Origin of the sequence: Bradyrhizobium sp. (genome assembly GCF_019244115.1) — a bacterium.
Classification (GTDB): Bacteria; Pseudomonadota; Alphaproteobacteria; order Rhizobiales; family Xanthobacteraceae; genus Bradyrhizobium.
In genome coordinates this window covers 1-13,244 of record NZ_JAFATE010000238.1, presented here as the reverse complement: position 1 = coordinate 13,244, position 13,244 = coordinate 1, and the positions used below count along the sequence as shown (strand labels likewise).

Genomic DNA, 13,244 nt, shown 5'->3' with positions numbered 1-13,244 from the left:
CTGCGCACTCGGCTATTGAGCCGATCACCAGACCCGTTTCCTGCAATCAAGCACGAGGACAAATCCGATGATGCGGTGTTTCCGGAACAAAATTCTGCTGACTGCCTTTGCTCTTGCGCTCGGCGCTCCCGCGGCGCTTCTCATCGGTGCGAGCGGAGCCGCCGCCCAAACGACAGGAAAGCCCATGACCACAGCATCCGGACTTCAGATCATCGACACCAAGGTCGGCACCGGCGCCTCGCCAAAGCCCGGCCAGACCTGCATGATGCACTATACCGGCTGGCTCTACGAGAACGGGCAGAAGGGCAAGAAGTTCGACAGTTCCGTCGATCGCAACGAGCCGTTCGAATTTCCGATCGGCCAGCGCCAGGTGATCGCCGGCTGGGACGAGGGCGTCGCCACCATGAAGGTCGGCGGCAAGCGCACGCTGATCATCCCGCCCGCGCTCGGCTACGGCGCGCGCGGTGCCGGCGGCGTCATTCCGCCGAACGCGACCTTGATGTTCGACGTCGAACTGTTGGCTGTGAAATAGCGCGTCGCCCGAACTTAAGGGGACTCGGATGTCAGGCGATCATCACACCTATGCCGGCCATTCGCATGACCACGATGCGGAACGTTGGAAACATGACGGCGTCCGCGTCATTCCGGGTAGTCAGCTCGATCCCAACGTACCTTCGACGCCCGGCATGGACCGCAAGGCCGCGATCAACTTCGCGCGCGCCGGTGCGCAAAAGCTCTGGGCCGGCACAGTGACGATCAGGCCGGACGCCAAGACCGGCGCGCATCATCACGGCCATCTCGAAAGCATCATCTATGTGGTGAAGGGCAAGGCCCGGATGCGCTGGGGCGAGCAGTTGCAGTTCACCGCCGAGGCCGGCCCCGGCGATTTCATCTTCGTGCCGCCCTACGTGCCGCACCAGGAGATCAACGCCAGTGTCGACGAGGTGCTGGAATGCGTGCTGGTGCGCTCGGACGGCGAGGCGGTCGCGATCAATCTCGACATCGAGCCGGTCGAGAAGCCCGAGACCGTGCTGTGGGTCGATCCGGTGCACCGCGATCCGGCGGAGAAGAAGTAGATAGCTCTCCGTCATTACGAGCCACCCGGTCCGCGCAAAGCGCAGCCGGATGACAGGCTCCGCGAGGCAATCCAGACCCTCACCGCGGTGGCAGTCTGGATTGCTTCGTCGCTTACGCTCCTCGCAATGACGGCGTGGCTGGCGCCGTGCTATCGTGGGACCAATGAGAGCAGGGGAGTCCCATGACAGTTGTCCGCTACGAGAGCGCCGGCCACGTCGCCACCATCACCATGGATCGCGTATCCGCGCATAATGCGCTCAACAACGCGCTGTGCGATGAACTGCGTGCCGCCTGGCTGCGCTTTCGCGACGGCGAAGACCGCGTCGCGGTGCTCGCCTCCGCGGAGGAGGCGTATTTCTCGGTCGGTGCAGACGTGCGCGACCTGCCGGCGAACATGTGGCACGCGGTGCCGGGGCTTGGCGTCGAACTGGACAAGCCGGTGATCGCGGCGACTTCGGGCTGGGTAGTCGGCGGCGGTTTCGTGCTGGTGCAGATGGCCGACATGTGCGTGGCGTCGGAGACGACGCGCTTTCTTTATCCCGAGGCCAGGATCGGCACGACCGGCGGCGGCATCGCCTCGGTCGTGACGCGCATGCCGCACAAGGTCGCGATGGAGTTTCTGCTGGTCGGCGAGGAATTGGCGGTCGAGCGCGCCTATCAGGTCGGCTTCGTCAACCGCATCACGCCCAGCGGGCAGCATGTCGCGATCGCGCAGGAGATGGCGGCAAAGATCGCCGGCAACGCGCCGCTCGTCGTGCAGGCCTTGAAGAAGCTCGCCCGCGATGCGATGCCCCGGGGACCGCTGGATACGGTCGCCGACGCGCGGCGCGTGCTCGATGCCATCCGCGAAAGCGATGATCTGAAGGAGGGCGTTGCGGCGTTTCGCGAAAAGCGCAAGCCGGAGTTCAAAGGCAAATGATCGCGCTGTCGTGTTGGGCGCTGCGGCCGGGCTGTCTTTCAAGCCTGCAGTTCCGCTGCTAGGCTCTGCTCGCAACAACAACAAACGTGCGGGAAAACGCCATGAAAGAGTTCGAGCCCGTTCTGCCGCGGCGCAGCGTGATCAAGGGCGCCGGCCTTGGCCTGGTCGCAGGAGCGTTGAGCGAAACGCTGCCCGTGGCGGCGGCAGCCGCCGACAGCGAGATCTGGAGCGGGGAATACTGGGCCAAAAAGGGCGACGTGCCGCTGTGGATGTATCGCAAGCGGCTCGGCGTACCCAGGCAAGGCGAGCCGGCGCGGCCGATCGTGTTCTTCGTGCACGGCTCGTCCGTCACCTCGCGGGTGTTCGATCTCGCCGTGCCCGGCAAAGGCGAATACTCCGTCATGAACGAGTTCGCCCGCTACGGCTTTGACTGCTGGACCATGGATCATGAAAACTACGGCAAGTCGGGCCGCACGTCGGGCAATTCTGATATCGCCAGCGGCGTCGAGGATCTGAAGGCCGCGGCCGAAGTTTTGACCCGCGAGACCGGGCAGACCAAATTCCATTTCGTCGGCGAATCCTCGGGCGCGCTGCGCGCCGGCGCCTACGCGATGGCGGCTCCGGATCGGATCAACCGCCTGGTGTTCGCCGCCTTCACCTACAAGGGGGAGGGCTCGCCGACCTTGAAGAAGCGCGCCGAGCAGGTCGACTATTATCGCTCGCACAATTTGCGCAAGCGCGACCGCGACATGATCCGCTCGATCGCCACCCGTGACAAGGCCGGCACCTCCGATCCCGCCGTGATCGAGGCGCTGGCCGATGTCGAACTGCAGTTCGGCGACCAGATCCCGACCGGCACCTATCTCGACATGACGGCCAACCTGCCGGTGGTGCATCCGGAAAAAGTGCTGGCGCCGGTGCTGCTGGTCCGCGGCGAATATGACGGGATCGCCGATGTCGCCGACCTCTGGGAGTTTTTCGACAAGCTGCCCAACGGCGATCGCCAGTTCATCATCCTGCCGGGGACGGCGCATTCGGTCGTGCTCGCGACCAACCGGCAGCTGTTCTGGCACGTGACGCGGTCGTTCCTCACAATGCCGGCCCCGATCGCGACGTGACGGTTTCGTCATTGCGAGGCGCTTAAGCGCAGCCCGCCACGGCCGACGCCTGATCCGTCCGGTCACGCGAGGCGATGACCATGTTCAAAGTGACTGAGCTTGCGGAGAGTCCCCCTCAGTCGGATCGCGCAAGCGCGATCCGACTGCCCGCAAGCGTGAAGGTGAACGTCGCGCTGCGATGGCAGTCAACCTAACCTCTAATAATTCACCCGGAGGCCGAGGCCGCCGTGGATGGTGTTGCCGACCGGCTGCGGTCCGAGCGTGCCGTTGACGAAGAGATCGGCGACCCAGCCACGGCTCAGGCGGAAGCCAAGCCGGCTGCCATACTCGAACCAGCCCTGATTGCCCATGGTCGGCACGACAAGGCCATTGCCGGTAACGGTGGCGACGATGCCGGAATGCGTCGCAAAGGACTGGGTCCAGCCACCGTTGATGTTGCCCTCGATCGTGGGCGTGAGCATGTGGGTCCACTGGCCGCCGATCTTGACGAGGCTGGTGCGATCGGTCCCGCTACTCACCGTGGCATTGAACGGATTGAACGCGGCGGCGGGATCGCTGGTGCCGCCGACATGCTGCCAGAGCTGCCAGAACTCGACATAGCCCGCGACCTCGTCGCGCGGCGAGACACGGCTGATCCACCCGCCGCGGCCGAACGCTGCATAATTCGAGGCGTCGGTCGAACTCGTCAAAAGCACCGGCCCGAAATTGGTCAGGTAGCTGCGGCTGTAGCGCACCTTCTCCCAGGGCGTGAGGATGGCGCCGACATCGAAGAACGGGCGCGACGATCCCCAGTCGGTGAAATCATAGCGCAGAGCAAAGGCGCCGATCGGCGCGCTGGTGACGTGATAGCCGTTCTCGCTGTATTGCGTGTAGGCTATGCCGGCGAGGAAGGAGAGATTTTGCGTCAGCTCCTTGCGGCCGTGCACGCCGGCCGAGAATGAGCCCGCCGAGCCGAACGCGCTGATGCAGTCGGTGCAGTTGATCTGTTCGTTGACGCCGAGCAGCACCGAGCCCAGGACCTTGTTGGTGATCATCTGGTTGAAGCGCTGGTCGGCGAGACCGTTGATCGAGCCTGCGCTGGAATCGGCGCCGGTCGGAGAGGGCGTTGGTGTTGGCGTCACCGTCGGCGAAGGTGTTGGCGTCGGTGTCGGCGTGGCCGACGGCGCCGATGAGGGGGAGGGCGAGGGTGACGGTGAGGGGCTCGTAGAACATTCAACCTCGCACACCGCGGCGGCCGGGCGCGTCAGAGCCGGAAGCAGCAACGCCGAAACCGCCGCTGTGAGAGCGCCTGAGATGATGAACCGATGCGCGCGCCCGATCATAATCAGCGCCCGCACAGGATGCCGGTGTACTCGACGCCCGGGGCGTTGTCGGCGAAGTCATTGACGGTGCAGAGACCGGCCGCGGACGCACAGGTCGCCGCAAAAGTCCAGGACGGCGTGCTGGTCTTCTTGATCGTCGCCCTGCCGTTTCCGGTCGCGGTGATGATCGCGGTGTCCCCCGGCTGCGTCAGCTGCAGGCATTGGAAGCTCAGGGTGCAGACCTGCGAGGCGCCTTCCTGCAGCACCACCATGGTCTGGCCGCGCTGGTTGAGAATGTCCAAGATGGTGCCGCGGACGCCAATCGTGGCAAGCTGTGTCGTGATCTTGTAGGCGGCCTTCTCCGAATGCCCTGTCACGAAGCGGAAGGCGCCGGTAGCCAGCCTGATCGCGATGTCGCGGTACGAGTGCTCGTCGTTGAAGACGGTGCGATCGAGCGTCAGCGAGGCGTTCGGTCCTAGCGACAGGTTGGTGCTGTCGATCATCACGAGCCGCGCCGCGCTCTCGGCGCCGGTGCGCACGGTCTCGTTGCGCAGCACGCCGTCGCCGACATTGATCTGGTTGGTCGCGGAGGCGGCGACGCGCAGCACTTCCCTTTGAATGACGACGGCTTCGCCGATGCGGGTGGTTTCCCCCGATGCGGGGGAGGCCGCGAGCGCCGCCGCGAGGCAGGGTGCGACCAAACATTCGATGAGTCTGCGGTAACGCCAATACATCTGAATGCCGCTCAAGGAATATTCCTCATCGTAACGTTCGGCGGCCGATGGCGATGTAGCAGATTTGTCACAAGCACCGTCCTTCGCCCGGACGTTAGTGACAGTGAGCCTGTGCCGCGTTCAATGCGGTGGACACGAAAATCATCGTCGGTCACAGTCCTGCCGACAGTACGATCCCACCGTCAGCCGTGAAGAACGTGCGTGAATCATTGGTCATTTCGAGCGGGCCCGTCGGCCGCACTCTCGCGATCGCTGCGATCATCTTCATCGTTGCGCATGCCTTGTTGCTGATTGGCCTCACTTCGCCCGAAAAATTCGTCTTCGACGAAGTGCACTATGTGCCGGCGGCGCGGCAGATGCTCGAGCCGGACAAACCTTCGGAGGTGCTCAATCCGATGCACCCGCCGCTCGCCAAGGAGCTGATCGCGCTGTCGATCGCGGTCTTCGGCGACAGCGCGCTCGGCTGGCGCTATCCGGCGGCGCTGTTCGGTGCGCTCGCCATCGTCGCGGTCTATCTCTGCGGATTGGCGCTGTTCGAGGCACAGCAGGGCGCGGTCGGCGCGGCACTGATCTCCTTCTTCAACCAGATGGTTTTCGTTCAATCGCGCATCGCGATGCTCGACATCTTTGCGCTCGCCTTCGGCCTACTCGCGATCGCCGCCTTCATGCGCGGCTTTCGCGAAATCTCTCCCCAGCGCTGGTTCGCGCTCGCGGGTATCGGCTTCGGTCTCGCCGCCGCCTGCAAGTGGAGCGGCCTGTTCCCGCTGGCGGTCTCGATCGCGATCGTCGCGATCATTCGCCTGCTGCAGGGTTGGAAGACGGCGTTCGCGGACGGCAGAGCCAGCGATTGGTATCGCCCGGACCGCTGGCCGGATTTCGGATGGTATCATTTCGTCACGTGTTTCGTCGCGCTGCCGGCGCTCGTCTATGTCGCGACGTTCGTGCCGGTCCATGGATTTTCGCCTGCCGATCTGATCGAGGCGCAGCGGCGCATTTTTGCCGACAACACCACGAATGCGATTCCGGCGCACACCTATATGAGCTCCTGGCCGTCTTGGCCGTTCTTGCTGAGGCCGGTGTGGTATCTGTTCGACAAGGTCGATGACGACCACATCGCCGCGATCGTGTTTCTCGGCAATCCGCTCGTGCTCTGGCCGTCGCTGCTCGCGCTTGCCGCCTGCCTGTGGGATTTCGTCAGGTCACGCAATGCAACCGCATTCCTGATCCTGGCGTTCTATTTCGGCAGCTATCTTGCGCTGGCGCTGATGCCGCGGGCGCTGGCCTTTCTGTATTATTATCTGCCGGCCGCGACGATCCTGAGCCTTGCGCCGGTTCAGGCGCTGACGCGCGAGGGCGTGCCGCGCTGGGTGCTGTGGGCCTTCATCGCGCTCGCCGGCATCGGCTTTGTCGTGATGCTGCCGATCTCGGCCGCGTTCGTCGGCACGTCGATGGCGATGTTCAACCGCCTGATGCTGTTCCAGAGCTGGATTTGAAGGACAAGTCATCCCGGGCCGCGTCGAAGACGCGAACCCGGAATCTCGAGATTCCAGGTCCGGCGCTTGCGCGCCGTCCCGGAATGACGGGGACTGCTTCGTCGCTTCGCTCCTCGCAATGACGGCGATCACTTCGACGCGGTCTTGGCGTCCATGTTGACGACCTGGACGCGGCGGTTGACGGCATCGGTTGGATTGTCCGGATTCTTCAACCGGGTCTTGCCATAGCCGACAGTGACGAGATCGCCGCCGGCGAGGCCGTATTTTTCGACCAGATAGGCCTTGATGGTATCGGCGCGGCGCTCGGAGAGATCCTGGTTGAACGCCTCGCTGCCAACGGCGTCGGTGTGGCCGGCGACCAAAAAAGTCGATCCCCTCAGGCCCGGATCGGACAGCGCCTTGCCGAGTTCCTGCACCGCCGGCATCGAGGCCTTGCTGATCGCGGCCGAGTTGTAATCGAACTGGATTTCCAGATCGATCTTCGGCTTGGTCGCCGCGATCTCCGCGATCTGGTCACGTTCGCCAAGCGACAGCGAACGGGTCGTGCGGTTGCGCAATGTCGCCAAAAAGCCCGCCTCGGTGGCCTTGGCCGAGGGATTCGCCTGCGGTGTGCCGGCCGATAGCCCGCGCGTGACGGGCACCGGCTTAAGGGCGCTGAGGATCTGGTCGGCGGACACCGTATTGTCCTCGGCAAGCGCCAGGCCCGCTGTGAGCGACAGCGCGGCGCCGAGCATGATTGTTCTCAATCCTCCGAAGCGAGTCATTGTCGTCATCCTCGAGCTAAGCCTGATGGAACTTGGATGCCGCGACCCTAGGAGAGGTTCAAATCCGCGACTGTGATGCATGTCACAGGACAGGGGCGCCGCGCACGGCGGTCGATCCTGCCGCTGGCATATCGTCGTTTTCTGATCGCACGTTTGCGTGAGCACCTACGGACGCAACGATCTCGATGCGAGCTGGTTGCGGCGGTTGCGGCGCCTTGGCATTGCCGATCTGTGAACAACAAAACGGCAAGATGCGACCATAAAGGTATCGCGCGCAAGAAAATCCAACGAACAAGCGAAGCAGGGCTGTGTTTCATCCGGTTAGACGACAAAACGATTACCAGGGCTATCGCGGGACATCTGACCAGGCGGGTTCAGCGAGTGGGGCATCGATCCTGATCGGGGCTGCGATGATCGCTGCGGCGCTGTTGCTGTCGACGCTGATCACGACCCTGGGCGGCCGCTATGTCGGGCTCGAAAGCCCGACCGACGACACCGCCTGGCTGGTGGATCGCCTGACCGGCAATGTCTACAAATGCCAGGCCTCCAACCGCGGCAAGGCGGCCTGCGAGCCGGACATCGCGACCGGCAGCATTCCCAGCGGCTCATCGGGGCGCCCGAAATAGTTTTTCTCGACCGCCATACCCGCGAATCCGGTTAGATTTTGCGGACCGATGTCCGCCGTGCAAAAATCCCACCCTTTGACCAAGGCCGAAGCCCGGCGCATCTGGCTGCATGCGCAGCGGCTCGATGCGCGCGAGCCGTTCGGCGCAGGCGCGCAAGCCACCGCGGACGCGGTCGCTCATCTCGGCTATGTCCAGATCGACACTATCAACGTCATCGAGCGCTGCCATCACCATATCCTGTGGACGCGCATTCCGAACTACCGGCGTGCCGACCTGCGCCAGGCCCAAAGTGTCGACAAAAGCGTGTTCGAGTACTGGACCCATGCGCTGTCCTATGTGCCGACCAAGGATGTCAGGTTCTTCATCCCCGCGATGCGAGAATACCGGCGCGCGGGCCACAAATGGCTCAAGACCGTCAAGCCGGAAGACACGCGCAAGGTGATGCGGCTGCTCCGGCGGGGCGCGCTCACCATCCGCGACATCGAGGATGACGTGCTCACCGAGAAGGAGCATCTGTGGGCGAGCCGCAAGCCGTCGAAGCGGGCGCTGCAACTGGCGTTCTATGCCGGCCTCGTCACGATCAGCGAACGCAACGGCATGCTCAAGACTTACGAACTGATGCAGCGGCATTTCGGCTGGGACAAGCCGCCGAAAGGGGCATCAGCGGCGGAGACTGCTGGCTATCTGCTTGATCGCGCACTTCGCGCGCAGGGGTTCGTCAGCCTCGATTCGATCTGTCACCAGGATGCGCCGAGCAAGCCAAGGGTCCGCCGCCTGATCGAGGCGAGGGTTCGCCGCCGCGAACTGGTGCCCGTCGCGCTGGAGGGGGCGGGGAAGCAGGAGCATTGGGCCGCGCCCGCGACGCTGGCTGCGCCAGCCGAGGCCGAAAATGGGCTGGTCCACATCCTCTCGCCGTTCGATCCGCTCATCATCCAGCGCAAGCGGACGGCGCTGATCTTCGACTACGAACACCGCTTCGAGGCTTATGTCCCGAAGGAGAAGCGGCTGTTCGGCTATTTCGCGTTGCCGGTGCTGGTCGGCGAGGAAATCGTCGCAGCCCTCGACCTGAAGACCGACCGGGTGAACCGTAAGCTCCGCTTACAAAAATGGAACTGGGTCGGCGCCGGCGGGCGGCGCGGCGCGCGCAGCGGTTTCAAGCGCGCCATCGAGGAGGAACTGCACCGCTTCGAGCAGTTTCAAGTCTCGGAGTGACGGAACTGCGCGCTTTCGCCGGGCCCCTCCTTCAATCCCCGGATCAGCATGATGCAGGTGTCCGTCATCCAGGGAATTGCGTTTTCAGGCGCGAGGTAGAAGCGGCGGCGAAGGATCTGCGTGACGATGCCCTGCAACGACGTCATGTAGACCGAGGCCCGCCAGATCACGTAGTCCGGTGCCATGCCTGTGCCGGCAAAGCCGACCGCGAAGATCTGCAGGGCTTCCATCGCGGCCGCCTCGACCCGCGGATATTCGTCGCCGAAGGTGGAGCGTGCGCGGCCCCCGAAATGGAAGGTGTTGGGGTGGTCGCGCCCGTAGACATAGAGCGCCACGCCGGCGGCGATCAGCATCGGCTCGCCCGGTGGTTTGTTGGCAACGGCGCGTTTCAGGTGGCGGATGAAATCCTTCCAGCAGCGCTCCGCGACATGGGCAAGCAGCGAGGCCTTGTCCGGAAAGTGCCGGTAGATCGCGCGGTGGTTGACGCCGGTATCCCGGGCCAGCTCCCGCACCGTGATCGAGGCAACACCGTCGCTTTCCAGGCGCCTGAGCGCCGCCTCCATCAATGCGTCCGGCAGATTGCCATGGCGAAACGTCGTCCGCTTCGGGATCGAAAGCTGAGCCATCGTTAAGATAACCCTAATGCTTAAACAGTGTTGCCACCGAGCGCGCCTTGCCGTTAGATGTCTCCTTAGGAGACAACGGTTAAAAGATACCACTCAAAGGAGGCAAAGAACCCAATTTTTTTCAACAGAATGTCTCCATCGGTGACAGAAATCGGACGTCCGCAACCCTTGCGTGAAATCTATGGCAAATGCAAGGGCGTTGGTGGTTGAGGTTGAGTATGACGCGCGTTGATTCCTTTACGGACGATGAAGAAGGGGTGATGTTCCCCCGCCTGGTCCCGCTTGCCATCGTCATGGTGACGCTGGCGGGGCTGCTGCAATGGATCGTCCCGGTCCAGATCGTCTCTGACATCGCCTTCCTCGAGGACATCGACCCCGATCGGCTGGTGGCGTTCGGCGCCCTGGTCGCGGTCGGCGGATTTGCGCTCAGTCTTGCGGGCTACCAGGCGCTGCGCCGGCAGGGCGCCGATGTCGATCCGGCCGAACCGGTCCGGGTGCTGGTCACCGATGGGGTGTTCAGATGGACGCGCAATCCGATCTATCTCGGCATGTGGATCGCGCTCGGTGGGATTGGGCTCGCTTTTGCAACCGACTGGCTCCTGATCCTGGTCGCGCCGGCGTCGGTGATCGTCAATTTCGCAGCGGTCCGGCCGGAGGAGGCCTATCTCGCGCAAAAGTTCGGCGGGCTCTACCGCAGTTACGAGCGCCGCGTTCCACGCTACTTCTTCATGCATTGAGGCGGCGACGCCTCTTTGAACCCGTCATTCGGGGGGCGTAAGCGCGAACTATGGTGCGCAATGCGCACCCTGAGACTCTCGAGATTTCGGATGCCGTTCGCACCGTCCCGGAAATGCCGACTGGCCTATTTCAGCCCTTTGACGAGCATGGTGCAGGTCGAATTGATCCAGGCGGGGGCGTGCTCGGGGCGAATGCGAAGACGGCGGTGCAGGTATTGCGAGACGATACCATGCAGGGCGGCGATGTAGATCGCCGCGTGTCCGACCACGAGGTCCGGCGCGAGTCCGGTGCCGGCAAAACCGGTCGCGAAAATCTGCAACGCATCGCGGATCGCCGCCTCGAGACGTGGAAAGCGGATCCCCATGCTCGGATAGGCGCCGGTCGCGAAATGAAAATGGTTCGGGTTGTCGCGCCCGTACTCGAACATCGCGACCCCGGCCGCCACCAGCGTCGCCTCGCCCTGTGGCTTGTCAGCGATGGCAACGCGCATCCGCCGGATGAACTCGCGCCAGCAGCGCTCCGCCGCGTCCGCCAGCAGCGTCTCCTTGTTGGGGAAATGCCGGTAGATCGCGCGATGGTTCACGCCGGTGTCGTAGGCGAGGTCACGCAGCTTGATGGCGTTCGCGCCGCCCGTCTCGATGCGGTTCAGCGTCGCTTCCAACAGCGCCTCCGGTAGATTGCCGTGGCGAAATGTTTCCCGTTTCGGTAGCACAGGACGCGGCATGCCTCGAATGACCTTACAAATTTAGTCGATTTTGATGGGTCTTGACGGAGAGGTTTCCATATGTCTCCGTAGGAGACAAGAGCTAATCGCTGCCGGCCATTTCCGGGCACGCGGAGTGATCCTTTTGACATTAAGTCTCCATCGGAGACAACACGCTGAATTCACAGCGGATCCTGCCCGAACGGTGTGCATTTTGAGTATGAAGGAGTTGCGAATGACCCGCGCTGAGCCGCTGCCGGAGAGCGAGGGGAGCGTCATGTTCCCGCCGCCCCTCCTGCTCGCGGCGCTGGTGATTTTGGCAGCGAACCTGCTGCAATGGCTGGTCCCGATCGAGTTCATTGCCGACATTGCCTTCATCGACGACATCGATCCCGACTGGCTGTCAGCGGCCGGGGCTATCATCGCGACTGCGGGCGCCGCGCTCAGCCTTGCCGGACAATGGGCGTTGAAGCGGCGCGGCGCCGACGTCAATCCATCGCAGCCGGTCATGGTGCTGGTCACCGACGGCGTGTTCGGATGGACGCGCAATCCGGTCTATCTGGGCCTGTGGATCGCACTCGGCGGCGTGTCGCTGATTTTCGCATTCGACTGGCTCTTGATCCTCACGCCGCTTGCCTGGCTGCTGGTCAACTGCGCAGTGGTCAGGTCCGAGGAGCGCTATCTCGAACAGCGGTTCGACAAGGCCTACCGCGAGTACAAGAAGCGCGTGCCGCGCTATTTCTTCATTCGCTGAGCAAGCGTTGCCGTTCGGCCGCCCGTAGCGCGAGACGTTCGGGAGCCGCGCCGATGAGTTCGCGGCCGCGGAGCGGACGAAGTAGCCGGTCTGTACGGTGTGTTGAGCGAGAGCGATATCCCCGTTCCTGCCGCGCGACGATGGCGAGTTTCGCTTCCCGCTCGACCCATCCTACGATTCTGTCGCGTGAAGAACTGCCAGCGTGGAAGGGGAAGTTCACGGGAGCGGGGCGCTTCCTTCCCCTGAAGACATCGAGCTTCCGGATCGACGCGCGCTGCGCGCCCTTTCGGAATAACGCGTCACGGCGGAATCGTTAACACTCACGAAATCCTGATTAGTGACGATTATTGACTTTCATCAGTGAATAGTCGACATTCCGTAAACGTAGCAGCCAGGGGAGTGCCCGATGTTGGCGAAGTCGATTTTGTCGAGCTATTCGAGACTGTTAGCTGGAGCTGCGCTGGCCGCGATAGCGGTGGCGCTGGCCGGCTGCGACAAGACCGTCGCCCAGAAGGCCGAGCCAGCCCGTCCTGTTCTGGTCGCGTCAGCCCATTATCAGGCCGAGACCCCGGAGCGCAGTTTCGTCGGCACCATCAAGCCCCGAATCGAGGCCGACATGGGTTTTAGGGTCGCCGGCAAGGTCGCAAAGCGCCTGGTCGAGGTCGGCCAGCATGTCGAGGTCGGGCAGCCCCTGGCGACGCTGGATGAGGTCGATCTGAAGCTGCAGGCCGATCAGGCCGAGGCCGAACAGAGCGCCGCGACCGGCGTGCTGGCGCAGGCCGCTGCCGCCGAGCAGCGTGCCAGGGATCTCAAGGCCAAGGGCTGGACCACGGACGCGCAGATGGACAGCGCGAAGGCGACGGCCGATGAAGCCCGCGCCCGGCTCAACCGTGCCGAGCGTTCGGTCGAACTGACCAAAAATTCTCTTTCTTATGCCACGCTGGAGGCCGACGCCCGTGGCGTCGTCACGGCGACCATGATCGAGCCCGGCCAAGTGGTGGCGTCTGGGCAGACCGCGATCCGCGTCGCCCGGCTGGCCGAGAAGGAAGCCGTCGTCGCGATCCCGGAGACGCTGCTCGGCCGTGCCAAGTCCGGCATCGCTAGCGTCACGCTGTGGTCCGATCCCAACAAGAAGTACGTCGCAAAGCTGCGCGAGATCGCGCCCAACGCCGATCCCGC

Annotated in this window: 15 protein-coding genes; 10 read left to right on the top strand and 5 right to left on the bottom strand. The window is 63.6% G+C overall.

Translation table 11 applies throughout. From position 1 onward, the window contains the following. Nucleotides 1-70: 70 nt before the first annotated feature. The 4 genes from JOZ76_RS10745 to JOZ76_RS10730 all read left to right on the top strand — a co-directional run bounded on the left by JOZ76_RS10745 (nucleotide 71) and on the right by JOZ76_RS10730 (nucleotide 3,114). On the top strand, nucleotides 71-532 hold the full coding sequence (locus JOZ76_RS10745) for an FKBP-type peptidyl-prolyl cis-trans isomerase (RefSeq protein WP_291698613.1): 462 nt from the start codon (nucleotides 71-73) through the stop codon (nucleotides 530-532). A gap of 28 nt (nucleotides 533-560) precedes the next feature. Next, nucleotides 561-1,076, top strand: a complete 516-nt coding sequence (locus tag JOZ76_RS10740; RefSeq protein ID WP_291698610.1) for a cupin domain-containing protein — start codon at nucleotides 561-563, stop codon at nucleotides 1,074-1,076. Between the two features lie 182 nt (nucleotides 1,077-1,258). Continuing rightward, nucleotides 1,259-1,996 carry an enoyl-CoA hydratase/isomerase family protein gene (locus JOZ76_RS10735; RefSeq protein ID WP_291698609.1) on the top strand — a complete coding sequence of 246 codons (738 nt, stop codon included), beginning with the start codon at nucleotides 1,259-1,261 and terminating at the stop codon, nucleotides 1,994-1,996. 101 nt (nucleotides 1,997-2,097) lie between these two features. Then, nucleotides 2,098-3,114: an alpha/beta hydrolase gene (locus tag JOZ76_RS10730; protein ID WP_291698608.1), complete on the top strand. Its 1,017-nt coding sequence runs from the start codon at nucleotides 2,098-2,100 to the stop codon at nucleotides 3,112-3,114. A 197-nt stretch (nucleotides 3,115-3,311) separates the two neighbouring features. On the opposite strand, the gene JOZ76_RS10725 is transcribed toward JOZ76_RS10730, so the two are convergent. Both JOZ76_RS10725 and JOZ76_RS10720 read right to left on the bottom strand, forming a co-directional pair. Further along, the gene (locus JOZ76_RS10725) at nucleotides 3,312-4,436 is read right to left on the bottom strand and encodes a hypothetical protein (protein ID WP_291698607.1); all 1,125 of its coding nucleotides are present in this window, start codon (nucleotides 4,434-4,436) and stop codon (nucleotides 3,312-3,314) included. 2 nt (nucleotides 4,437-4,438) lie between these two features. After that, nucleotides 4,439-5,149: a FecR family protein gene (locus tag JOZ76_RS10720; RefSeq protein ID WP_291698612.1), complete on the bottom strand. Its 711-nt coding sequence runs from the start codon at nucleotides 5,147-5,149 to the stop codon at nucleotides 4,439-4,441. Nucleotides 5,150-5,346: 197 nt separating this feature from the next. Here JOZ76_RS10720 and JOZ76_RS10715 point away from each other — a divergent pair, with 197 nt between their 5' ends. Continuing rightward, on the top strand, nucleotides 5,347-6,642 hold the full coding sequence (locus JOZ76_RS10715; protein ID WP_291698606.1) for a phospholipid carrier-dependent glycosyltransferase: 1,296 nt from the start codon (nucleotides 5,347-5,349) through the stop codon (nucleotides 6,640-6,642). A 128-nt stretch (nucleotides 6,643-6,770) separates the two neighbouring features. On the opposite strand, the gene JOZ76_RS10710 is transcribed toward JOZ76_RS10715, so the two are convergent. Beyond that, nucleotides 6,771-7,406 (bottom strand): OmpA family protein, encoded by a 636-nt coding sequence (locus JOZ76_RS10710; protein ID WP_291710893.1) that lies wholly within the window; start codon nucleotides 7,404-7,406, stop codon nucleotides 6,771-6,773. Between the two features lie 410 nt (nucleotides 7,407-7,816). Here JOZ76_RS10710 and JOZ76_RS10705 point away from each other — a divergent pair, with 410 nt between their 5' ends. Then, complete coding sequence (locus tag JOZ76_RS10705; RefSeq protein WP_291698611.1) at nucleotides 7,817-8,032, top strand: hypothetical protein; 216 nt, start codon at nucleotides 7,817-7,819, stop codon at nucleotides 8,030-8,032. A 57-nt stretch (nucleotides 8,033-8,089) separates the two neighbouring features. Next, nucleotides 8,090-9,244 carry a winged helix-turn-helix domain-containing protein gene (locus JOZ76_RS10700; RefSeq protein WP_441300012.1) on the top strand — a complete coding sequence of 385 codons (1,155 nt, stop codon included), beginning with the start codon at nucleotides 8,090-8,092 and terminating at the stop codon, nucleotides 9,242-9,244. Here JOZ76_RS10700 and JOZ76_RS10695 read toward each other — a convergent pair. Then, a complete protein-coding gene (locus JOZ76_RS10695; protein WP_291698603.1) occupies nucleotides 9,229-9,870 on the bottom strand; it encodes a TetR/AcrR family transcriptional regulator in 642 nt (213 codons plus the stop codon). The genes JOZ76_RS10700 and JOZ76_RS10695 overlap by 16 nt on opposite strands. A gap of 218 nt (nucleotides 9,871-10,088) precedes the next feature. On the opposite strand from JOZ76_RS10695, the gene JOZ76_RS10690 reads away from it, so the two are divergent. Then, nucleotides 10,089-10,607, top strand: a complete 519-nt coding sequence (locus JOZ76_RS10690; RefSeq protein ID WP_291698602.1) for a methyltransferase family protein — start codon at nucleotides 10,089-10,091, stop codon at nucleotides 10,605-10,607. Between the two features lie 125 nt (nucleotides 10,608-10,732). On the opposite strand, the gene JOZ76_RS10685 is transcribed toward JOZ76_RS10690, so the two are convergent. After that, nucleotides 10,733-11,269 carry a TetR/AcrR family transcriptional regulator gene (locus JOZ76_RS10685; protein ID WP_291698601.1) on the bottom strand — a complete coding sequence of 179 codons (537 nt, stop codon included), beginning with the start codon at nucleotides 11,267-11,269 and terminating at the stop codon, nucleotides 10,733-10,735. A 277-nt stretch (nucleotides 11,270-11,546) separates the two neighbouring features. Here JOZ76_RS10685 and JOZ76_RS10680 point away from each other — a divergent pair, with 277 nt between their 5' ends. Continuing rightward, nucleotides 11,547-12,065, top strand: a complete 519-nt coding sequence (locus JOZ76_RS10680) for a methyltransferase family protein (protein ID WP_291698600.1) — start codon at nucleotides 11,547-11,549, stop codon at nucleotides 12,063-12,065. A gap of 406 nt (nucleotides 12,066-12,471) precedes the next feature. Next, on the top strand, nucleotides 12,472-13,244 hold a 773-nt coding region (locus JOZ76_RS10675), incomplete at its 3' end, for an efflux RND transporter periplasmic adaptor subunit (protein WP_291698599.1).